This is a genomic window from Thalassospira sp. (assembly GCF_002709775.1).
GTDB lineage: Bacteria > Pseudomonadota > Alphaproteobacteria > Rhodospirillales > Thalassospiraceae > Thalassospira.
This window is the reverse complement of record NZ_PAQR01000053.1, coordinates 85,723-105,484: the sequence shown is the minus strand read 5'-3', so window position 1 is coordinate 105,484 and position 19,762 is coordinate 85,723. Positions and strand designations below refer to the sequence as shown.

Sequence of the window (19,762 nt, the reverse complement as noted above, 5' to 3'; positions counted from 1 at the left end):
GATTGGCGCGTCCCTGACCGCCATCATGTGTGGCGTGTCCTATGCGACCTCGGCTGAAATGGCCAGCGAACAGGGTGCATTCCCGGGTTATGGCGATAACGCACAGGAAATGCTGCGTGTCATGCGCAACCATCGCCGTGCCGCTTACGGCGAACAGGAAGGCTATGAAGGCCTGTCGATCAACCCGGTTCCGCTGGTTGCTGCCGACAGCCCCTATGCCGATCTTCCGGTTGCAGCCCGCGCTGCCTGGGACAAGGCGGTCGAGCTTGGTGAAAAGCACGGCTACCGTAACGCCCAGACCACCGTTATCGCACCGACCGGCACCATCGGTCTGGTCATGGATTGCGACACCACCGGTATCGAGCCTGACTTCGCACTCGTGAAGTTCAAAAAGCTTGCTGGCGGCGGTTACTTCAAGATCATCAACCGTACCGTTCCGGTAGCACTGGCAACGCTCGGCTACACCGAAAACCAGATCCGCGACATTGAAAAATACGCGGTTGGTCATGGCACCTTGGTTGGTTCGCCGGCGATCTCGCACGAAGACCTGAAAGCCAAGGGCTTTGACGACGAAGCACTTGCCAAGGTTGAAGGTGCTCTGAAGAACGCATTTGACATCAAATTCGTCTTCAACAAATACACGTTCGGTGATGACTTCTGCGTCAACACGCTGGGTCTCGATGCCAAGGCGATCAACAGCATGGACTTCAACATGCTCGCAGCCCTTGGTTTCGACAAAAAGCAGATCGAAGCAGCCAACACCTATGTTTGCGGTTCGATGACGCTGGAACAGGCCCCGCATCTGCGTGAAGAAGACCTGCCGGTCTTTGATTGCGCAAACCCGTGCGGCCGTATCGGCAAGCGTTACCTCTCGGCTGAAAGCCACATCCGCATGATGGCCGCGGCACAGCCGTTCATCTCGGGTGCGATTTCCAAAACCATCAACATGCCGAGCAGCGCAAACATCCAGGATTGTAAAGACGCTTACATGCTGTCCTGGCGTCTGGGCCTCAAAGCCAACGCGCTCTATCGTGATGGCTCGAAACTCAGCCAGCCGCTCAATTCCGCACTGGTCGAAGAAGACGATTACGCGGATCAGCCGACCGCTGCCAAGGCAGCCCAGGCGTCCGAGCAGATCGTCGAGAAAATCATCGAGCGCGTCATTCGTGGCGACCGTCGCTCCCTTCCGGGCCGCCGCAAAGGCTACACCCAGAAGGCCACAGTTGGCGGTCACAAGGTATATCTCCGTACCGGTGAATACGAAGACGGCAAGCTTGGTGAAATCTTCATCGACATGCACAAGGAAGGCGCTGCGTTCCGCTCGCTGATGAACAACTTCGCAATCGCGGTGTCCATCGGCCTGCAGTATGGCGTGCCGCTCGAAGAGTATGTCGAAGCCTTCACCTTCACCCGCTTCGAGCCGTCCGGCATGGTTTCGGGTAACGATGCGATCAAGATGGCAACCTCCATCCTTGATTACATGTTCCGCGAACTGGCGATCTCTTACCTTGGCCGTAACGACCTCGCCCACGTTCAGCCGTCCGACATCCTGCCGGATGCCGTTGGCGAAGGCGTTGCCGAAGGCGACCTTGGCGAAACCGCCGAGAAAGCTGGCGATCAGGCGATCGAAACCATCCGCAAGGTGGCTTCTTCCGGCTTCGTACGTCGCAACCTCTATGTTGTTGATGGCGGCGCCCCGGCCGAGGAACGCATTCTCGAGGTGAAATCAACCGGCACCGACGGTCATGGCCACAGCCATACCCCGGAAACGGCAAGCACCACCACGGTGACCAAAACCACCACGACCGAGGCCGCAGCGATCCTGTCCACCAGCGAAGAAGTCATCGCCAAAACCGATGCCAAGATGGACCAGATCCGCGAAGCCCGCATGAAAGGCTACGAAGGCGACGGTTGCCCGGATTGCGGTAACTTCACCTTGGTGCGTAACGGCACTTGCCTGAAATGTGACTCTTGTGGCGCGACCACCGGTTGCTCCTAAGGGTCTCGGCCCTACCGAACAACTGATCTGATCAGCAAACCGGCCGGGCTTTCCCGGCCGGTTTTGTTTTTAGATATGGAAAAAGGGAACGCGCTATGACCCTGCCCGCACTTGGTAACGACACAGCCCTGATCGTTCTGGATGTACAAAAGGCCATCGATAACCCGCGCTGGAACAGCAAAAACAATCCGGGCTACGCCGATGTGATTGCAAAGCTGCTGGCTGACTTCCGTGCGGCCAGCCTGCCCGTGATCCATGTCCGCCACGAAGAAGCCAACCCCGCATCAAGCTTTTATGTCGACGGACCGGGACAACCGTTCAAGGACGAAGCCCTGCCGATTGATGGTGAAACCGTCATCGCCAAGCAACAGAACTGCGCCTTTGTCGGCACAGCACTTGAAAAGCACCTGCATGATCGCGGGATCAAACGCCTGATCTTTACCGGGGTCGTCATCCACAATTCGATGGATGTCACCATCCGCATGGCCCATTGCCTTGGTTTTGAAAACTGGCTGGTGCTTGATGCCACCACGGCCATTGATGTCACCGATGCCAATGGCAGGACCTTCGCAGCCCAGGACGTGTTTGATCTTTATGCCGCGGTTCTGGCCTCTGAATATTGCCAGCTCACCAAAAGTGCTGACGTCATCGCAGCGCTCGCCTGATCGGAAAACGCACCCAAAAACAGTGTTTTGGCACAGCCGGTCAATAATCCGGCACGCCATGCATAATCCTTCGCGCAGGCCCGGCTATTCTCAAGCATGGGTACAAACCGCTGATCATGTAGATCAGTCATGCGGAGGGTGTGATGAATTCATCCGGAACAACTCAATCGGACTTGCAACAGGTCGGCGTTTCACTGCAGCCGGAACGTTCGACGTCTGTCCAGTCTCACCCTCTTCCTGTTGTGATTATCGCGCGTGATACGCCGGATCTGGCCCGTCTGATGGGGGCTTATCTCGGCCGTGCCCGTCTGGCCCTGTTACCGGACTGGAACGCGGCAACCACGCTGATCAAATCGCTTCAGACCCACAATATCGGAATTCTGGCGGTTCTGGGTTTTCCGGATAACCCGGCATCCATTCCGCTTTCGGCGAAACATTCCAGACCAGATGCATCACCCCTGCGCAACGATCAGCAGGTCGTGTCCCAAACGTCCCCCCACGCATCTGGCGGCCTGTTTCACCAAAACGTCGTCGTGCCGTTCAAGGCCGTGATTTGATCTGTGCGCATTACGTATCGATGCGTATGGAAAACGAAATAGATGAAGAGGACAAGATACTCGCGTCCCCCCCCCTCGCCTGATCGCAAGCTCCGTCGATCAGGCAATAGAGCCTGTTGCGGTTAGATTGAACTGCAACAAAATCTAGGCAAGCGTATGCAGCCAGTTCTCATAGCGCTTGTCGAGTGCCCCTTCATCAAGGTGGCGTGCGTGCGGCGTAACACCTGCACGCACATCGCCCGGCGTGACATCGTATTTGGCGCGGAAGGCACGGATAAAGCCAGCATCGGTTTCATATCCGCATTCCAGCGCGATGTCATAGATCGACCGTCTGCGCTGCGTCGGGTCGCCCAGAAGTTTAAGGGCGTGGCGAAGCCGCATGTCGCGCAGATACTGGTTCACCCCGCCATACTGTTTAAACAGGCGGTAAAGGCTTGATCGCGACAGACCAAGGTCATCGGCCGCTGTTTCGGCATTAAGGTCGGGTGAAAGAAGACGCTCGCGGAAATACCGCCGGATCATCACGCCCTTCTCGATGTCCTGGCGCATTGCCTGGGTCGCGTTGGTTTCGCCCGTTGCACCATTCAGGCAGGTCGACAACATCATGACGATGGTTTGCTGGATGACGGATATCTGACCGTCGTCCAGTTGATCAATATAACGATGCATCGACAGGATCTGATTAAACAACATGCCGACCAGCGGGTCGCGCTCGGAAAGAAAACGCAGATTGTGGTCTTCCGGATTGCTCAGATGATCCTCAACCAGACGCCGGGGCAAAAACAGATGGAGGGAATTGAACTGTTCGCTGGCCTGGGCTTCGGTGCGCTGCGACAGATCAAGCAACAGCAACCCGCCGGGCTTAAGGACATCGCCACCAACGCCGATATCGGATTTCACCCCGCCATCGGTGTAAAGCTGGACATTATAGTGGTCCATGCCGTCTGCCGCGATCATTTGGGACGTGCGTGAAAAGCTTTGCGAACAGCTTTGCGCCTCGACCATCATCAGGTCGCGATGGCGCCAGGAATCAAGATCGGCAACAAAGCCATCGGCGCGCGTGCGACGGTCCGCATCAACGCTATAGATGCAGTTGATGCTTTCTTTCCAGATCTCGAACTGTGTTGCGCTGGGCAAATCACGCAAAGAAAAACGCGATCGCTCAAGCGCGGCGCTTTTGGGTTCTGTTTGTTGCGTCATACCTTGACAGCCAAATTCAGAAAATAATTATGTAGCCACAGTGCGCCTGTTTTCGTTGATTTTCAAGGACCTTAACATTCGAACACCATCATGTAAGAGACATGCTTAGATAAGAACCGGTCGAGAATTGACTCAAACCAGCTGTCGTCATTGCCGAATGTTTCGCTCGTTGTCACCTGTCGAAATGTTTCCATCCAGCGAACAAAAACAGCAAATGGCAACACACTGTTGCCAAAACGCGACTGGTCAACATCGGATCGGAAGCGCATATTCTCATCAAGTGATTTAGCAATCCGATGAGGTTTACCCATGACCCAGACATCTGCAACTACCGGCAGCACCGCAAAAAGCCTTGCGCCGATCTTTATTTCCCACGGGTCCCCGATGGTGGTGGCGCGTCAAAGCACGCCGGCCTTCCACTTCTTTGTCGATGAACTGTCAAAAATAACCGATGGCGTCCGCGCGATTCTGATGATTTCCGCCCATTGGCAGGCAGCAAGCCCGACGATCTCCACCGCCGCCAAGCAGGAAACCATCCACGATTTCTATGGCTTCCCGCAGCCGCTTTACGATCTGCAATATGGTGTCGAAGGTGCGCCGGAACTGGCGCGTGAAATCGCCGAGGAACTCGGCATTGATACCGATGCCAACCGTGGCCTTGATCACGGCGCATGGATGCCGATGTATCTTGCCCGCCCCAATGCCGACATCCCGGTATTTCAGCTTTCCATGCTGGGACGCGGCAATGCGCGCGACCATTATGAGTTGGGCAAGAAACTGCGCAAACTGGGCGAAAAAGGCATTCTGGTCCTTGCCAGTGGTGCCATGACCCATAACCTGCGTGCGCTTGATTTCAACGAAGGCCCACCGCAGACCTGGGCGACCGACTTCACCGACTGGATGCTTAAGAAAATCGAGGCTGGCGATATCGATGCCCTGCTTGATTATCGCGACACCGCCCCGGGTGCAAAAATGGCCCATCCCGAAGACGACCACCTGATGCCGCTTTATGTCGCGCTGGGTGCCGCGCCCGAAGGCTTTGCCGCCAAGGTCCTGCATAACAGCTACGAGTTCGGCAACCTTGCCATGACAGCCCTTCGCTTCTACGATCAGGATGAGCTCAAAACTGCAGCCTGACGGCGGTTCTTCTTTGTGATCCCGTCCGGCCCCAAGCCGGACGGATATCATGCTTGCGCAAGATCAGATCACTCTTGAAATCACCACCAGCGGTCAGGGCCTTTATGAGGTCACCGAACCGATCCAGTCATGGGTGGCCAGTACCGGTCTTTCGCGCGGGCAACTGACGATCTTTGTCCGCCATACCTCGGCCAGCCTGACCATTCAGGAAAACGCCGATCCCGATGTCCGGCTTGATCTTGAAACCTTCTTTGGCCAGCTGGTGCAGGAAAATCCCAGCCTCTACCGCCATACCTGCGAAGGCCCGGACGATATGCCCGCCCACATCAAATCGGCGCTAACCGATGTATCCCTGACCATTCCGGTATCCAACGGCCGCGCTGTGCTGGGCACCTGGCAGGGCGTCTATCTGTTTGAACATCGCCGCGCACCCCATACCCGCAAGGTCACCCTGCATCTGATCGGCGAATAGGCCCGTTCTGCTTTGGACTAGGCCGCCTGTTCCGCCCCGGACACCCAAAGCCCCTTCACCTGAATTTCAAGTAGTTCGCGCAAGGTTGCGCACATATCTTCGCAGTCAAAATTCTGCGTGCTGAAATGCTCGTGAATGGTGAACAGAAACAGCGCGATCAGGGTCTTCTGAATCAAATAAGGCGGCAAATCAGGATTGAGCTCGCCTGAAAGCTGCGCTTCTTCAATCAACGCCTGAATGGCGGCAATCAGCCCGCTGCTTTCCATCACGGAGTGCACGGCCCCCTTTCTGGGGGAAAAGACAATCTGCTGCATGATCACCTGCCACAAACCGGGATTAAGCCCGACCTGGGTAAAGCGATAGGACGCGACATGCATGACTTTATCGACAAAGGACCATTCCGGATCCATCGTATAAAGCCCCTTTTCAATCGCCTCTGCCATTTGCTCGCCAACACAGCAAATCAGCAATTCTTCCTTGGTCGGGAAGTGATTGAAGATCGTGCCTTCCGCAACCCCGGCCTTTTTGGCGATCTCGCGCGTGGGCACGGCATCAAAGGCCCCGCTGCAAAAGCATTCCCGCGCGGCGGCAAGGATCTTCTGGCGGGTTTCTTCGCGTTGCGCAGTCCGAATATTCATCAACATCCCCTGAGATGAGCACACTCACTGAGCTCACTCATTTAAATCAGAAGATGGGATAAGTCAATTCCGGGCGATATCTGCTGACTGCTCAAGCGCTGCCTGCATCACAGGCCCGCGACATGCCGCAAAAATGTCTGTCCCCGGCCGATAAAGGCCGGTCGAGACATGCATCGCGCCCAGCACGGTGGAAAACAGATTGTCGTGCGAAAAATGCCCTGACTGCGCCAATCCCGAAAGGCAACCGGTCTCAATCCGGTTGGCCTTGGCATAATCATCCGACATCCAGATCATCATCGGCACCTTGGTTTGTTCTTCGGGTGCGAGAACATAGGGCGCGCCATGTAGATACAACCCACCCTCACCCAATGACTCTCCGTGGTCCGAAACATACAGCAGCACGACATTGTAATCCGCTTCGTAGGATTTAAGCTTTTCGGTCAGTTGGGCCACGACATAGTCGGTATAGCGGATCGTATTGTCATAGGTATTGATCAGCTCTTCGGCACTGCAATTTTCAATATCACTGCGCGGGCAATCGGGGGCAAACGCCCGGTGTTCATCAGGATAGCGCTTGTAATAGGTCGGCCCGTGACTGCCCATCAGATGAAAGGCAATCAACTGGTCATGCGGCTTGTCGGATGCGACTTGCCCGTCAAGATCGCGCAGCATCACCGCATCAAAACACGTTCCCAAAACGCAATCCTCGGGGAAGTCATCAGGCGAAATCTCGATTTGGCGCACCCGATCACACACCCCTTTGCAGCCCTCGTCATTTTCCTTCCACAGCACGTCAACCCCGGCATGATCCAGCACATCCATCAGGCTCTCGCTATGGCGCGCGACCTCGCCGTCATAACCAGCATGATCCATCGGCGAAAACATGCAGGGCACCGAAACCGCCGTTGCCGTCCCACACGATGACACATCCTGAAACGCCAACATGCCGTCAATCTGGCTGGTAAAGGGCGATGTCGGGCGGTCATAGCCATTGGCGGCAACACTTTGTGCGCGTGCAGTTTCACCGATCACCAGAAACATCAATGTCGGCTTTTCGCTGTCTTCCAGAACCACCTTGCGGGCATCCTGCCCGATGGCACGAAACGGCATGTCGGCATAAAGATAGCGCCGCTTCACAAGCTGGATCGTGCCGGTGATGTAGTTGGACGGCACGATCTCCTTGCCCAGCACCTTGTTGTTGCGCCCGACCGATGCGTAATCCTTGAAATAAAGTCCCCCGATCCCGCCAAGGACAAGCAACGGCACCAGCATCAAAACCACCCGCTGTCCAACCCCGCGCAACACGGTTTTCGGAAACTTTAGCGGCACAAGGATCAGCAACACCGCCGGAACAATGCCGGTCGCAACAAACCACAACGCCGCCTGCAGATTGAAATAGGAAAGCGCTTCGCCCTGATTGGTCTCGACCACGTTTTCGATCATGCCACGATCAAACACGATGCCGTATTTCAACATCGCATAATGCGCAAGCGCCCCGGTCAGGATCAGGAAAACAAAGAACGGCTTGAACAGATACCGCCAGGAAAACGGCGTAAACACCACCAGCGACGCACAGATCAAAACCACCGGTGCGCTTATGGCAAAGCCGGCATCATAATCGCCAAGCCCCGCCAGAATGCTGTAAAAATGCCCCAGCACCTTCCAGTTCAGAACCAGCGTGAAATAAACCGCCAGCGCCAGCAAACAATATCGATAATCGATCGGTGAAAGGCGTAAAAACGAACGATGTCGCGGCATCCGGGTATCCTTGGGGCAATGAACCATGCCCCAAGGATACCGCGCGAACCTGACAGCAAACTGAAATCATTCGGAATATGTATAAGCCCGCCCGTCAGGCCACCGCGCGTGCCCGCTTGCTTGCACGCAGCCCCAAAAGGCTGTGAATGACAAGGGTCGTGATCACCACCGTCCCGCTGATCAGCGTCATTTCGTCTGGGACTTCATTGACAAACACCCAGACCAGAAACGATCCGAAGATCGCTTCATTAAGCATGATCAGGCTGACTTCCGCCGCCGGAATTTTGCGCGATGCATGCGCAATCAAAAGGAACGACACCGGCAACACCCAGAAGCCGAGCAGCAGCATCCAAACCCAGTCCGCACCAACTGGCGAGAACGGCTCGGCACCGGGCAGCAGGATAAGCGTCACGACAAACGCGCCAAACAACATGCCCTTGATCGCATCAACTTCTGGCTTGGCACCCAGCACATTGAAATAGCCCGCCATGCAGATCGCGGCCCCAAGGGCCAGCATATCACCCAGCGCATTCTTGCCACCAAACCCGGCACTGAACAGGCCCAACAAAGCGACAAACACCACAACCGATGCCACCCAGGTGCGGATCGGCTGGCCGCGCTTAAAGATAAATACCCCGATTAACCCGGCCAGAAGCGGCGTTGCGGCAATAATGATCAGGGTATTGGCCGCATCGGTATTGCGCACCGAAAACATGAAAAGTGTACAGGTCCCGCCGTAAAACAGCCCGGTCAGCATTTCAAACCGGCCGGGAACAATTGACTGCCAAACGCCCTCACCGCGCTTGGCCCCGTGCCAAAGTGCAACCAGCAAAAGGGCGACGGTCAAAAAGCCCAGCCGCCAAAACGCGGTCGTAAAATCATCGGCCTCGATCAGACGCAGCAAAAGCGCATCGGGCGACAGGATCACAACCCCCAAAAGGGCAATCCAGCCACCATGCACATTTTCCAGCCGGTCCTTGAATGCCATCTGATCTGTCCTTCACCCGGCTGTCGCCGCATCAAATCCACAAAAAACAAAGCAGCGCGTCCTTGAACGTGCTGCGAACAACCTATTGTTGCGGGGCTTTCCCCTTATGGCAATTCGATTTTTTTCAACAATTCTGAAATGCAGCTCAAACCCCGGACCAGCCAACATCGCTGGCAATTGCAGCCCTACAAAGAAACTGTTTTGTTTGCCCGCCAACCCCGATAAGTTGGGGACAAATTTGAACATCTGCCAAGCAAAAGGATGGATCATCATGGCTGGTAAAATCGACGCCCATCTTGCCGATCTCGGCATCACGCTTCCGACCGCGACCGCCCCGGTGGCGAACTATGTACCCTATGTTGTCTCGGGCAATCTGGTTCATATCTCCGGTCAGATCACCATGGAAAATGGCGAGCTGAAATTTGTTGGCAAGCTCGGCACCGACTATGATGTCGAAACCGGTCAGAAGGCCGCCCGTCTTTGCGCGCTGAACCTCGTTGCACAGCTCAAAGCCGCCATCGGCGATCTTGATAAGGTCACCCGCGTTGTCAAACTGAACGCCTTTGTCAATTCCGCCCCGGACTTCACCGATCAGCCAAAAGTCGTCAATGGCGCCTCTGACACCATGGTCGAAATCTTTGGCGATGCCGGCAAACATGCCCGCTCGGCCGTTGGCGTTGCCGCCCTGCCGCTGGGTGTTGCGGTTGAGATTGACGGTATTTTCGAAGTCGCCTGATCTTTCGATCCGCCGCAAAAATTCCGCACCGACCCGCATCGCTGGTCGGTGTTTTCTTTTGCCTGCTTACATCTGATGAAAGTGGCTGCGCACCATCTCGGCAAAGACATCCCGCACTTCGTTATGCGCCCCGGTCTTTTCCATCAGGCTGATCGCGTATTTCGGAAGTTCCGGTAATTCATCCCCGCCCCGCAATGCTTCAAGCCCGTCGGGAATGGTGCCGACCAGAAACGCCGTGACTGACAAGTCCGATCGCACAGTTGCCGCCGTTGCTTCGATATTGCCGCTTTCAAACACGCTGCGCCAGGCAATCCCGGCCCTATCAAGGCCATCGATCACGGCGGGTCGAAACGCGCATTCCCGACTGACCAGTGACACCGGAAGTGGGCGTTTTGTCTGCGCCTTTCCCGACTTCGCCCCGACCCAGACCAGCGGCGCCACCAACAGGCAATCGCCTGTGATCTGACCAACCGGCTCCTCGATCAGGGCAATGTCGACCTCGCCATTTTGCAAGAATGTTTTCAGTTCCGGCGAACTGTGACAGCGTAGCGAAAGTTCGATCCCCGGATACTGATCGCAAAACTTGCGAAGCGGTGTGCGCATGAAGCTGCCAACAAGGTCATAGGGGATGCCGACAGTCAGCTTGCCGACATAGCCATCATCACGCATTTCCTGCCAGATCTCGTCATTCAGCACCAACATCCGTTGCGCCTTGCGCAACAACTTTTCCCCGTCCTGCGTCAGGTGCAAACCTTTGCGCGTGCGCTCAAACAACGCGCGCTCAAACTGGGTTTCAAGCCGCTTGATCTGCTGGCTTATCGCCCCTTGCGTCAGGTTAAGCATCTCGGCCGCACCGGTCATGCTGCCGGTCTGCGCCACAGTCACAAAGGCGCGCAACACCGCCACATCAAGGTTTCGCATCATATCCCTGCCGCTGAAATCACTGCATTACAGCTTGTAATGCCATCTATAATGAACATTCGATTTCCTAATGCAAAGATTTGTTTTCTCATGATCTTCGCCCCTCGCGCCACCAAAGGACACCAAATGATCGAAACCCTCCTGCCCGTTTTGTCCTTTACCATGGCCGCTGCTCTATCCCCGGGTGGGGCAACCACCCTTGCCACCGCATCCGGTGCGCAATTCGGCTTTCGCCGCTCGGTGCCATTTATCCTCGGTATCTCGATCGGCATGCTGACCTTGGCCGCGGCCGGCGCGCTTGGACTGGCCAATTTGATCCAAACCTTTCCGACCATCGAGCTCGTCACCAAACTGATCGGCACGACCTACCTTTTATGGCTGGCGGTCAAAATCGCCATGGCCCCGCCGCCGCCCACAGCCCAAACAAGCCCCCTTGAACAGGACACGAATTCAGACAGCAAACCGATCCCGTTTGTAGGCGCCTTTGGCCTGCTCTGGCTCAATCCCAAGGGTTGGGCTGTTACCATCGGGGCTGCCGCCTCGTTCTCTGCGATCACGCAAGACCCGACCGAACTGGCCATGATCCTTGGCGGTGCCTTTGCCTTTTCAGGCATGCTTTCCATGGCGCTCTGGTGTTCGCTGGGGTTCAGCCTGTCGCTGTTACTCACATCCGATTGGCAATGGCGGACAGTCAATGTGACGCTGGGCGTGCTTCTGATTGCCTCGGTCATTCCGATGTGGCTTTAAAAATCGCCTTGACCTCAACCCCGGTTGAGGTCGGACAAGGATCGCACCTTATCCAACCGGGAAATTTAAATGCGTGTCCTTGTTACCGGTGGCACCGGCCTGATCGGTTCGGCCATTGTTGAAAACCTGATCGCTCACCAGCACCAAGTTTTTGCACTTGCCAGATCACAGGCCAGCCAGACCTTATTATCGGATCTCGGCGCAACCCCGATCATGGGTGACATCACCGATCCCGCCGCGTGGGCCGGAAACTTGCCCGCCATCGATGCCATCATTCACACCGCCTGCACATTCGGGGATGATATGGCGGAAACGGATCGCATCCTGCTTGATCATCTGATCCCCGCCGCCCGCCAAATGCCGGGTCGGGTGCGTTTCATCTATACCGGCGGCACATGGTTGTTTCCGCAAACCAAACCGGATGAAGCAATTAATGAAAGCGCTGCTTTCGATCCCTTGCCGGACTTTGCATGGATGTGCGCGGGCATCGACCGCGTACTTGGCAATGATGGCATTGACGGCATCATCATCCACCCGGCCTGCGTCTATGGCACCGGTCGTCATGGCCATTACGGGATGCTGTCGCGTGATATCTAAACCGCGCGTACCGGCAACCGCGTTACGATCATCGGTGCGCCGGACATCACCCTGCCCATCATCCACAACGATGATCTGGCTGATCTCTATCGGTTGGCCCTAAGCCACGCCAAACCGAGATCATCCTGGTTTGGTATAGGCATCAATGGCGTGCCCCATCAACGCCGCGCCCAACTGATCGCCACACATTTCGGCGGTGACGACTGCCGGATCGAAACCATCAGCACCCAAACCGCCATGGACCGCCTTGGCAGCTGGGTCGCCGGCCTTGCCCATCATCAGGTCATGGAAACTCACGCTGCCATGCGCGATCTCGGCTGGTCACCGATCCATCAAAACATCGCAGCCGACATCCAATCGGTGGCAAAGCCCGATTTCTAACGCGCCAATGTTAACGGCATTAACTTTCAGTGCTGATCGATTTCAGGCCAACCACTCCGCCGATTATCATCAGAAGGAACACGGCCTTAAGGGCCGTCATCGGTTCCTTTAGGAACAACCATCCGATCATCGCGACCGAGGCCGTGCCAAGCCCGGCCCACACCGCATAGGCGGTTCCGACCGGAATGATGCGCAGCGTCATCGACAGCACCCAGAAGCTGAGCCCATAGACGCCAAGGCTCAGAACCGTAAAGCGCCAATCGGTAAATCCGTTGGAGAATTTAAGCGATATCGTCCCGATCACTTCAAGACTGATCGCAACAATCAGATATACCCAGGCGAGCATCTTTGACGTCCTTAACTGTAAGGGGTGGTGGCGGTAGGCCCGTTCAAAATGGCCCAATTTTCCCTATGGGGCAATCCCCGCGCCAGCACCCATTCCCGCCCGACAAAATCGCCTTGCTGTAATCTGGATCAAAACGGATGGCAAAACCGTTGCGTATAGTCCCCTGACAGGGCACATTGCCCGACACGTTTTGCAGGCGATGGCAGCACGGATGTTTGCGCCATCCCGGCCCAAGGAACAGGATAAACAGTCATGATCGAAACCGATATTCTGATTGCAGGCGGCGGCATCGCCGGTATGAGTGCTGCGGCACGTTTTGCGGCAGACGGCCATCAGATCGTGATTGTCGACCCGGCCCCTTCCGATATTGGCGAAGGCACGGATCTGCGTACCACCGCTTTCCTTGAGCCGGGCATTGAGACGCTTAAAAAGGCCGGCGTCTGGGATGCCATCAAGCCGACCGGTGCGGAATTGCGCGTCATGCGGATTGTCGATGCCGGTGGTGCGGAGCGCACCCCGCGCGAAACCGCCGACTTTGATGGCTCTGAAACCAAGAACGGCTTCTTTGGCTGGAACGTCTCAAACAAGGCCGCGCGTGTCGCCCTGATGGCGCGACTGGCGAAGCTTGATAATGTCGATTTCCGCTTCTCGACCACAGTGACCGCGTTTAAAAGCACTGCCCGCTTTGGCGAGGCAACGCTTTCCGATGGTCAGACGGTCCGGGCAAAGGTCGTGATTGCAGCAGACGGCCGCAACTCGTCGCTGCGCGACATGGCCGGGATCAAATACAAACGCTGGGCTTATGATCAAAGCGCGCTGGTCTTTGTCGTTACCCATGACAAACCCCACGACAGCATCTCGACCGAAATCCACCGCACTGGCGGCCCGCTCACACTCGTCCCGATGCCAGATTTGAATGGCAAGCCCTGCTCGTCGGTCGTCTGGATGGTCCCGGCAAGCCGTGCCGATGAACTGAACGCCATGAGTGACGAGGCGCTGTCCGCCGAGATCACCAAGGACACCATGAACCTGTTTGGCCCCCTCACGGTCGCAAGCCCGCGCGCCGTCTGGCCGATGATCTCACAAGTGCCATCACGCCTGATTGCCGCCCGCCTTGCCCTGATTGCGGAATCCGCCCATGTCGTCCCGCCAATTGGCGCACAGGGGCTGAATATGAGCCTGCATGACATCGAAACCCTGGCCGAACTTATGGCCAAGGCCAAACTGCATGGCGAGGATATCGGCGCAACCCCGCTTTTGAAATCCTATGAACGCCGCCAGCTACCCAAAACCGTCATGCGCGTCGGCGGCATTGACCTTCTGAACCGCGCATCGATGTTCGAACCGAAAACGCTCCGCGACCTGCGCTATGCCGGCCTCACCGCCATCAACCGCATCGGCCCGCTTCGCAAACTCGCCATCAAGGTCGGCGTGGGCAAATAAGCCCACCCGCGCCTTAGCTTTGATGCAGCCGAAGCTCGGCCATGAAGCCGTCCGCATGATCCGGACGCGGGGAATAAAGCTTGAGCTCGGATTTGGTGTTGCGTGCAATCGCCTCAACAATCGCAAGCCCCAATCCCGAACCATCGGCCTTGTTGCTCGATCGTTTGAACCGGGTGGTCAGTTGGCTGAGTTCTGCTGGGCTAACAGGTGCGCCGCCGTTTGACACCTGCACGATGTGATCCTCGACCACGCGGATATCGACGGGTTCTTCATCGCCGCCATATTTCAGGGCATTTTCGATCAGGTTGCGCATGCAGATCGCAAAGGCATCAAGGTCAATATTGGCTGAAAGCGTTGTCAGATTATCGGCATCAAAGCGGATATCAGCCCCGTCAATCCCGGCGCGTCTGAGGTCTTCAATCACCAGATTAAGGGTCGGGCCAAGATCCTGATTATGCCCGGTCGGGCTAAAGCCACCGCTTGATTCCGCACGTGCCAGCTGCAGCAATTTTTCCGCCAGCCGCGACAGCCGTTTAAGCGCCTCTTCGGTCTGAACCGCGCGTTTGCGGCTTTCATGGCCTTCTGGCAGTTCCAGCACCAGTCGCTGCGTCTGCGCCAGTGCCACCGCAATCGGTGTGCGAAGCTCATGCGCGCTGTTGGCGGTAAAGCTGCGCTCGACACTGAGCGCAGCCTCGAGCTTGCCCATCAGCCGGTTGACGGCCGTCACAATAGTATTGATTTCCTCGATCGGGTCGTCCTGCTCGATCGGGGTCAGGTTGCCTTCGCCGCGTGCCTCGATCTCGTTGCGGACCTGGCGCACCGGGCCAAGCGCGCGGGTGACACTATAGACCACCGCCAGAATGGTCACCGGGATCAGGAAGATCAGCGGGGTGAATTGCGACACCACGGTTTCAATTATCGCTTCATTGCGATGTTCGGTCGGCTCGGCCACCTGCATGAACATGTCGCCATTGCCGGTCACACTGGTATAGACGCGAACCTCATCGCCATTACTGAAACCGGGCTTGAGCGGCGTATCAAACGGTGTTTCCGGCGCATTCTGGGAGCGCAGCAAAACTTCGCCATCCGCGTTGCGCAGCTGATATTGCATGAAGTCATCGAAATCGTCGAAATCCTCGTCATAGTCGCTGTCGTCACCCAGCTCGACGTCAAATCCCGGCTCGGGCAGCACAACGATTTCGCCCTCATCCTGATGATTTTCCAAATAATCAATCACAAGCGTCGATGCCCGGCGCGAGGTTTCAATAAGGGCGGTATCGGCCCCCTCCTCCATCTCATGGCGCGCGGTATAGGCCGCGAACGCCGCACCAATCACCCAGAACACCGCAACGATCACCGTCAGGCGTTTGGTCAGGATAAACTGAAGACTGTTTTGCGCCCTGATCTTCATCATCCCTCAACCCGATAGCCGACACCGCGCACGGTTTTAATCACTTCCTTGCCAAGCTTGCGGCGCAGGCGGCTGACATAAACCTCGACCGTGTTGCTTTCGATCTCCGCCCCAAATTCATAAAGCGCTTCTTCAAGCTGACGTTTCGATAAGGTCTGGCCGGGCCGTTTGACCATCTGATCAAACAGCGCCCATTCGCGCGAGGTTAAATCAACCTGCACCCCGTCGCGCAAAACCGACCGCCCGGCAAGGTCGACCTCGACCCCGACATCAAGCTCGACAAACGGATTGGGATTGCCGCTATAGCGCCGCGACACCGCCGCAAGCCGGGCCGAAAGCTCATTAAGGTCAAACGGCTTGACCAGATAATCATCCGCCCCGGCATTAAGCCCCTCGATCCGGTCTGAAATCTGATCCTGTGCGGTCAGGATAATGCACGGTGTGGCCGATCCCTTGCGACGCAAATCGCGCAACAGATCAAGCCCCTTGCCATCGGGCAGGTTCAGATCGAGCAGCAACACATCATAATTGGTTCCGCGCAACATGATCTCGGCATCAACCACACTTGCGCTGTGATCAACTGCCTCGCCAGCGGCCAGCAAATGATCGCGCACTGCGTCTGCCAGCATCATTTCATCTTCGACCAGAAGAATACGCACCCCAACCTCACATCCGGCTTTATGTCAACGGGTCTGCCCCGGCTCACGACCTAAGCGTGCATCCTGACAATAAGCTGAACGACGCTGTCTGTCTTTTTCAGTTTGCTGTCAGGAACGCACGGCAATATCGGCGACGTTCAAAGAAACTTTTCCATTTTGTGCCCTCACAATCTTATGAAGGAACCGAGCCATGAAAAACACTGTTTTCCCGAAAGCTGCCCTTGGCGTCTTTGCCGCTGCCCTGCTGGCGACTGCCAGCCTTGGCCTGACCACCAATGCCGCACAGGCAAGCGATGACTATTGCAACGTGCCGAAAACCGAATGGCAGAGCATGGATGCGCTGAAAGAAAAGCTCGCAGCTGATGGCTGGGGCGTCCGCAAGATCAAGGAAGATGAAGGCTGCTACGAAGTCTACGCCATCAAGGCCGATGGCAAGAAGGTTGAGGCCTATTTCAACCCGGCCACCTTCGAGATCGTCAAGGAAGACGACTGATCAATAAAGGCCTCCCTCGGCTGAGTGCGGCCCTGAGCAATGCTGTCCCCTGGCCCTCGTGCCTGCCTGCACGGGTGCCCTTGCTCAGGGTCGCCTCCCCGAACCTGTTTACCTGACAAAACACGCACCATCAGGAGTAAGCATCATGTCTGTCAAAGTATGGGACCCGTTTGTCCGCCTGTTTCACTGGGGGCTGGCTGCCAGTTTCGTCATCGCCTGGATCACGGCCGATGAATGGGACAGCCTGCATCACTGGGCCGGATATGCTGCCGGTGGCCTGATTGCGCTGCGTCTTGTCTGGGGCCTGATCGGTACGCGCTATGCCCGCTTTACCCAGTTCATCAAAAGCCCTGCGGCAACGCTTAAATATCTTGGCGATATCCTGCGCGGCACGGAATCCCGTTATCTTGGCCATAACCCGGCCGGGGCGGCCATGATCATCGCCCTCATCCTCGCTATGGCGGGGTGTGCGCTGACGGGCTGGATGTACACCACCACCATGTTCTGGGGCTCTGAATGGGTGGAGGAAACCCACGAGGCACTGGCAAACGGCCTGCTATTCCTGGTGCTTTTGCATGTCGGCGGCGTGATCCTGGCCAGCCTGCGCCATCATGAAAATCTTGTGCGCGCCATGGTCACCGGTCGCAAACGCCGCCCGGCCACCGACGATATCTCCTGAACGAGCTTTCCCGCTCAACGCTTACCCTGTGACATCCTCATTGAAGGTTGTCCCAACTTGGAGCTCGTGATGAACTCCGCGGCAACCGCGTCCACCCCTGGCCGGTTGCCTCTTTTTTTTGCCCCGTCATTCCCGCGCAGGCGGGAATCCACATCTCGGAGTCTGCTAAAACACCTTATCGCCCAATCGGCTTGGCCGGGTTCCCAACAACCGTGGCGCCCGCCGCAACATCACGCGTCACCACCGCCCCGGCACCAACGATCGCCTCATCTCCAACCGTGATACCGGGCAATATGATCGCCCCGCCGCCGATCCAGACATTCTCGCCAATCGTCACCGGCTTGGCGATTTCAAGATGCTGCTTGCGAAGTTCCGGATCGCGGTGATGGTCGGCACAGTAAATCTGCACATTCGGGCCCAGCATCGAATGCCGCCCGATCTTCACCGGCGCGGTATCAAGGATCACGCAGCCGACATTCAAAAACACGTCTTCGGCCAGATGAATATTGATGCCATAGGCACAATGAAACCGCGCCTCGATCCGCACATCATCCGCGCACTCCGCAAACAACGCGCGCAGCTTCGGCCCGATATTGCCGCGCTCTGACGGATAAAGCACGCTATGCTCATGACACGCTTCAAGCGCCTTGTGACGCAACAAGGTGATTTCCGGATCAAGGCAGGAATACCATTCACCGGCCTGCATTTTTTCAAGGGCGCTTCGGGGCATGATGATCAGGGACGTTGTTCGGGACGACCTTCAAGGTACGCCGGATTGCCGGGAACTGCAATCAACACCGCCTGCCACCAACCACCATGCGCCAAAGCTTGAAACACCGCGCTGCTTTATTTGCCCGTCACATACGCCAGATCCGCACCATGGGTGGCAAGTGCCTCACATGCCTCTGCCCATGCAGGGTCACTTTCGTCAAATGCACTGCGCAGATAGGCCGCCGTCATCCTCTGGGTCACGGCAAGGCGATCGGGGTCCTCATCATCGGTTTCCTTTGCATCGTAGCCTGCAATACCACCAAGCCCGTGTTTGCCGCCCTTAAGCGTCAGCAAAAAGTCACTTCCCGGGCTGCAATGGAACGGGTCGGTATGCCATGCCGCCCCGCGTGTGGTCAGATGCGGGTTATTGTCCGCATCCCCCGCCACCACAAGGGTCCGTGTCGTCATATGCGAAAAATCGGGGTTCATGATTGTATAGTTCGCACGCGCATGCGCGCTCAGACTATCGCCGCCATTGCCCGGTGCTGCCAACAACACACCAACCTTGATCCGTGTTTCAATAAGGCTCACATCCTGCACCGCCGGATCCGCCGTATCGCTCAGGCGCGTGCCCAGCAACATGCCAACAGTATGCCCACCCAGCGAATGCCCGACGGCTGCAATCCGCTCTGGGTCCAGTCGCCCGGCAAGGATCGGGTGCTCGGCCTCGATCTCGGTCAGGTGATCCAGGATATGTTTGAAATCCTCCACGCGGGAGCGCCAGAAAAACGGCGCGCCCGGTGCATCCGGTCCAAATCCGGCGACCTTGGAATTGCCATGGGTTGGCTGAATGACGACAAAGCCCTGCTCGGCATAAAACTGTGCCAGCGGCCCATAGCCGTTCATCGACGGAATATAAAGCGACGGCCCATGCCCGTGTGACAACAGGATCACCGGATGCTTTTCACCCACTTCAGGCAAGCTAATCCGCATTTCAATCGGCTGGGGTCGGTCCGCCACCGGCAAGATGACCGGACAGATCGAGATCGCAGGAACCGCGTCGCGAACCGGAATATGTCGGGCGTGAGTGATAAGGTTATTCATGGCAAACATCCTTGTTCTGCTTGGCGAAACGGCTAATTTCGCCTATAAACCAACAAACGGAACATCGTTCCTGTTGCCAATTTAAATACGGAACACTGTTCCGTTTATCAAGCATGAATA

Annotated in this window: 22 protein-coding genes; 12 read left to right on the top strand and 10 right to left on the bottom strand. The window is 56.6% G+C overall.

The window, feature by feature from the left end:
• The 3 genes from CMO10_RS16685 to CMO10_RS16675 form a co-directional block, all read left to right on the top strand.
• On the top strand, positions 1-1,999 hold a 1,999-nt coding region (locus CMO10_RS16685), incomplete at its 5' end, for a TSCPD domain-containing protein (RefSeq protein WP_472910365.1).
• 95 nt (positions 2,000-2,094) lie between these two features.
• Positions 2,095-2,664, top strand: coding sequence for an isochorismatase family protein (locus CMO10_RS16680; RefSeq protein ID WP_297024363.1), 570 nt, complete (start codon positions 2,095-2,097; stop codon positions 2,662-2,664).
• Positions 2,665-2,807: 143 nt separating this feature from the next.
• Positions 2,808-3,221, top strand: coding sequence for a hypothetical protein (locus CMO10_RS16675; RefSeq protein WP_297024362.1), 414 nt, complete (start codon positions 2,808-2,810; stop codon positions 3,219-3,221).
• Between the two features lie 144 nt (positions 3,222-3,365).
• Here CMO10_RS16675 and CMO10_RS16670 read toward each other — a convergent pair whose 3' ends face one another.
• The gene (locus tag CMO10_RS16670; RefSeq protein WP_297024360.1) at positions 3,366-4,421 is read right to left on the bottom strand and encodes a helix-turn-helix domain-containing protein; all 1,056 of its coding nucleotides are present in this window, start codon (positions 4,419-4,421) and stop codon (positions 3,366-3,368) included.
• Positions 4,422-4,730: 309 nt separating this feature from the next.
• Between CMO10_RS16670 and CMO10_RS16665 the strand changes: the two genes are divergently transcribed.
• Both CMO10_RS16665 and CMO10_RS16660 read left to right on the top strand, forming a co-directional pair.
• Positions 4,731-5,558, top strand: a complete 828-nt coding sequence (locus tag CMO10_RS16665) for a DODA-type extradiol aromatic ring-opening family dioxygenase (RefSeq protein WP_297024358.1) — start codon at positions 4,731-4,733, stop codon at positions 5,556-5,558.
• 49 nt (positions 5,559-5,607) lie between these two features.
• Positions 5,608-6,030, top strand: a complete 423-nt coding sequence (locus CMO10_RS16660) for a secondary thiamine-phosphate synthase enzyme YjbQ (RefSeq protein ID WP_297024356.1) — start codon at positions 5,608-5,610, stop codon at positions 6,028-6,030.
• A gap of 17 nt (positions 6,031-6,047) precedes the next feature.
• Here CMO10_RS16660 and CMO10_RS16655 read toward each other — a convergent pair whose 3' ends face one another.
• The 3 genes from CMO10_RS16655 to CMO10_RS16645 form a co-directional block, all read right to left on the bottom strand.
• Positions 6,048-6,668 carry a TetR/AcrR family transcriptional regulator gene (locus CMO10_RS16655; protein ID WP_297024354.1) on the bottom strand — a complete coding sequence of 207 codons (621 nt, stop codon included), beginning with the start codon at positions 6,666-6,668 and terminating at the stop codon, positions 6,048-6,050.
• A 63-nt stretch (positions 6,669-6,731) separates the two neighbouring features.
• Positions 6,732-8,426 (bottom strand): phosphoethanolamine transferase, encoded by a 1,695-nt coding sequence (locus CMO10_RS16650; RefSeq protein ID WP_297024352.1) that lies wholly within the window; start codon positions 8,424-8,426, stop codon positions 6,732-6,734.
• Between the two features lie 94 nt (positions 8,427-8,520).
• Complete coding sequence (locus tag CMO10_RS16645) at positions 8,521-9,414, bottom strand: DMT family transporter (protein WP_297024350.1); 894 nt, start codon at positions 9,412-9,414, stop codon at positions 8,521-8,523.
• Between the two features lie 271 nt (positions 9,415-9,685).
• Between CMO10_RS16645 and CMO10_RS16640 the strand changes: the two genes are divergently transcribed.
• Positions 9,686-10,150: a RidA family protein gene (locus tag CMO10_RS16640; RefSeq protein WP_297024349.1), complete on the top strand. Its 465-nt coding sequence runs from the start codon at positions 9,686-9,688 to the stop codon at positions 10,148-10,150.
• A 66-nt stretch (positions 10,151-10,216) separates the two neighbouring features.
• On the opposite strand, the gene CMO10_RS16635 is transcribed toward CMO10_RS16640, so the two are convergent.
• Positions 10,217-11,074 (bottom strand): LysR family transcriptional regulator, encoded by an 858-nt coding sequence (locus tag CMO10_RS16635; RefSeq protein WP_297024347.1) that lies wholly within the window; start codon positions 11,072-11,074, stop codon positions 10,217-10,219.
• A gap of 123 nt (positions 11,075-11,197) precedes the next feature.
• On the opposite strand from CMO10_RS16635, the gene CMO10_RS16630 reads away from it, so the two are divergent.
• The 3 genes from CMO10_RS16630 to CMO10_RS16620 all read left to right on the top strand — a co-directional run bounded on the left by CMO10_RS16630 (position 11,198) and on the right by CMO10_RS16620 (position 12,796).
• Entirely contained in the window at positions 11,198-11,818 is a 621-nt protein-coding gene (locus tag CMO10_RS16630; RefSeq protein WP_297024345.1) for a LysE family translocator, read from the top strand.
• A gap of 69 nt (positions 11,819-11,887) precedes the next feature.
• Positions 11,888-12,415 carry an NAD-dependent epimerase/dehydratase family protein gene (locus tag CMO10_RS16625; RefSeq protein ID WP_297024344.1) on the top strand — a complete coding sequence of 176 codons (528 nt, stop codon included), beginning with the start codon at positions 11,888-11,890 and terminating at the stop codon, positions 12,413-12,415.
• A 150-nt stretch (positions 12,416-12,565) separates the two neighbouring features.
• On the top strand, positions 12,566-12,796 hold the full coding sequence (locus CMO10_RS16620) for a hypothetical protein (RefSeq protein ID WP_297024342.1): 231 nt from the start codon (positions 12,566-12,568) through the stop codon (positions 12,794-12,796).
• Between the two features lie 19 nt (positions 12,797-12,815).
• Here the strand turns inward: CMO10_RS16620 and CMO10_RS16615 are convergent, their stop codons facing one another.
• On the bottom strand, positions 12,816-13,142 hold the full coding sequence (locus CMO10_RS16615; RefSeq protein ID WP_044828632.1) for a DMT family transporter: 327 nt from the start codon (positions 13,140-13,142) through the stop codon (positions 12,816-12,818).
• A gap of 252 nt (positions 13,143-13,394) precedes the next feature.
• Between CMO10_RS16615 and CMO10_RS16610 the strand changes: the two genes are divergently transcribed.
• Complete coding sequence (locus CMO10_RS16610; RefSeq protein WP_297024340.1) at positions 13,395-14,585, top strand: FAD-dependent oxidoreductase; 1,191 nt, start codon at positions 13,395-13,397, stop codon at positions 14,583-14,585.
• 13 nt (positions 14,586-14,598) lie between these two features.
• Here the strand turns inward: CMO10_RS16610 and CMO10_RS16605 are convergent, their stop codons facing one another.
• Both CMO10_RS16605 and CMO10_RS16600 read right to left on the bottom strand, forming a co-directional pair.
• Positions 14,599-15,999, bottom strand: a complete 1,401-nt coding sequence (locus tag CMO10_RS16605; protein ID WP_297024338.1) for an ATP-binding protein — start codon at positions 15,997-15,999, stop codon at positions 14,599-14,601.
• Positions 15,996-16,655, bottom strand: a complete 660-nt coding sequence (locus CMO10_RS16600) for a response regulator (RefSeq protein WP_297024336.1) — start codon at positions 16,653-16,655, stop codon at positions 15,996-15,998. The genes CMO10_RS16605 and CMO10_RS16600 overlap by 4 nt, the downstream gene beginning before the upstream one ends.
• 190 nt (positions 16,656-16,845) lie before the next feature.
• On the opposite strand from CMO10_RS16600, the gene CMO10_RS16595 reads away from it, so the two are divergent.
• Both CMO10_RS16595 and CMO10_RS16590 read left to right on the top strand, forming a co-directional pair.
• Positions 16,846-17,148 (top strand): PepSY domain-containing protein, encoded by a 303-nt coding sequence (locus tag CMO10_RS16595; protein WP_297024334.1) that lies wholly within the window; start codon positions 16,846-16,848, stop codon positions 17,146-17,148.
• 145 nt (positions 17,149-17,293) lie between these two features.
• A complete protein-coding gene (locus CMO10_RS16590) occupies positions 17,294-17,827 on the top strand; it encodes a cytochrome b/b6 domain-containing protein (RefSeq protein WP_297024332.1) in 534 nt (177 codons plus the stop codon).
• Positions 17,828-18,002: 175 nt separating this feature from the next.
• Here CMO10_RS16590 and CMO10_RS16585 read toward each other — a convergent pair whose 3' ends face one another.
• Both CMO10_RS16585 and CMO10_RS16580 read right to left on the bottom strand, forming a co-directional pair.
• Positions 18,003-18,557, bottom strand: coding sequence for a sugar O-acetyltransferase (locus CMO10_RS16585; RefSeq protein ID WP_297024330.1), 555 nt, complete (start codon positions 18,555-18,557; stop codon positions 18,003-18,005).
• A gap of 116 nt (positions 18,558-18,673) precedes the next feature.
• The gene (locus tag CMO10_RS16580; protein ID WP_297024328.1) at positions 18,674-19,642 is read right to left on the bottom strand and encodes an alpha/beta hydrolase family protein; all 969 of its coding nucleotides are present in this window, start codon (positions 19,640-19,642) and stop codon (positions 18,674-18,676) included.
• Positions 19,643-19,762: the final 120 nt, after the last annotated feature.

Bases quoted from the DNA above. Each gene is read 5' to 3' on its own strand.
- CMO10_RS16680 (WP_297024363.1), top strand. From the start codon at position 2,095: ATGACCCTGCCCGCACTTGGTAACGACACAGCCCTGATCGTTCTGGAT.
- CMO10_RS16675 (WP_297024362.1), top strand. From the start codon at position 2,808: ATGAATTCATCCGGAACAACTCAATCGGACTTGCAACAGGTCGGCGTT.
- CMO10_RS16670 (WP_297024360.1), bottom strand. From the start codon at position 4,421: ATGACGCAACAAACAGAACCCAAAAGCGCCGCGCTTGAGCGATCGCGT.
- CMO10_RS16665 (WP_297024358.1), top strand. From the start codon at position 4,731: ATGACCCAGACATCTGCAACTACCGGCAGCACCGCAAAAAGCCTTGCG.
- CMO10_RS16660 (WP_297024356.1), top strand. From the start codon at position 5,608: ATGCTTGCGCAAGATCAGATCACTCTTGAAATCACCACCAGCGGTCAG.
- CMO10_RS16655 (WP_297024354.1), bottom strand. From the start codon at position 6,668: ATGAATATTCGGACTGCGCAACGCGAAGAAACCCGCCAGAAGATCCTT.
- CMO10_RS16650 (WP_297024352.1), bottom strand. From the start codon at position 8,426: ATGCCGCGACATCGTTCGTTTTTACGCCTTTCACCGATCGATTATCGA.
- CMO10_RS16645 (WP_297024350.1), bottom strand. From the start codon at position 9,414: ATGGCATTCAAGGACCGGCTGGAAAATGTGCATGGTGGCTGGATTGCC.
- CMO10_RS16640 (WP_297024349.1), top strand. From the start codon at position 9,686: ATGGCTGGTAAAATCGACGCCCATCTTGCCGATCTCGGCATCACGCTT.
- CMO10_RS16635 (WP_297024347.1), bottom strand. From the start codon at position 11,074: ATGATGCGAAACCTTGATGTGGCGGTGTTGCGCGCCTTTGTGACTGTG.
- CMO10_RS16630 (WP_297024345.1), top strand. From the start codon at position 11,198: ATGATCGAAACCCTCCTGCCCGTTTTGTCCTTTACCATGGCCGCTGCT.
- CMO10_RS16625 (WP_297024344.1), top strand. From the start codon at position 11,888: ATGCGTGTCCTTGTTACCGGTGGCACCGGCCTGATCGGTTCGGCCATT.
- CMO10_RS16615 (WP_044828632.1), bottom strand. From the start codon at position 13,142: ATGCTCGCCTGGGTATATCTGATTGTTGCGATCAGTCTTGAAGTGATC.
- CMO10_RS16610 (WP_297024340.1), top strand. From the start codon at position 13,395: ATGATCGAAACCGATATTCTGATTGCAGGCGGCGGCATCGCCGGTATG.
- CMO10_RS16605 (WP_297024338.1), bottom strand. From the start codon at position 15,999: ATGATGAAGATCAGGGCGCAAAACAGTCTTCAGTTTATCCTGACCAAA.
- CMO10_RS16595 (WP_297024334.1), top strand. From the start codon at position 16,846: ATGAAAAACACTGTTTTCCCGAAAGCTGCCCTTGGCGTCTTTGCCGCT.
- CMO10_RS16590 (WP_297024332.1), top strand. From the start codon at position 17,294: ATGTCTGTCAAAGTATGGGACCCGTTTGTCCGCCTGTTTCACTGGGGG.
- CMO10_RS16585 (WP_297024330.1), bottom strand. From the start codon at position 18,557: ATGCCCCGAAGCGCCCTTGAAAAAATGCAGGCCGGTGAATGGTATTCC.
- CMO10_RS16580 (WP_297024328.1), bottom strand. From the start codon at position 19,642: ATGAATAACCTTATCACTCACGCCCGACATATTCCGGTTCGCGACGCG.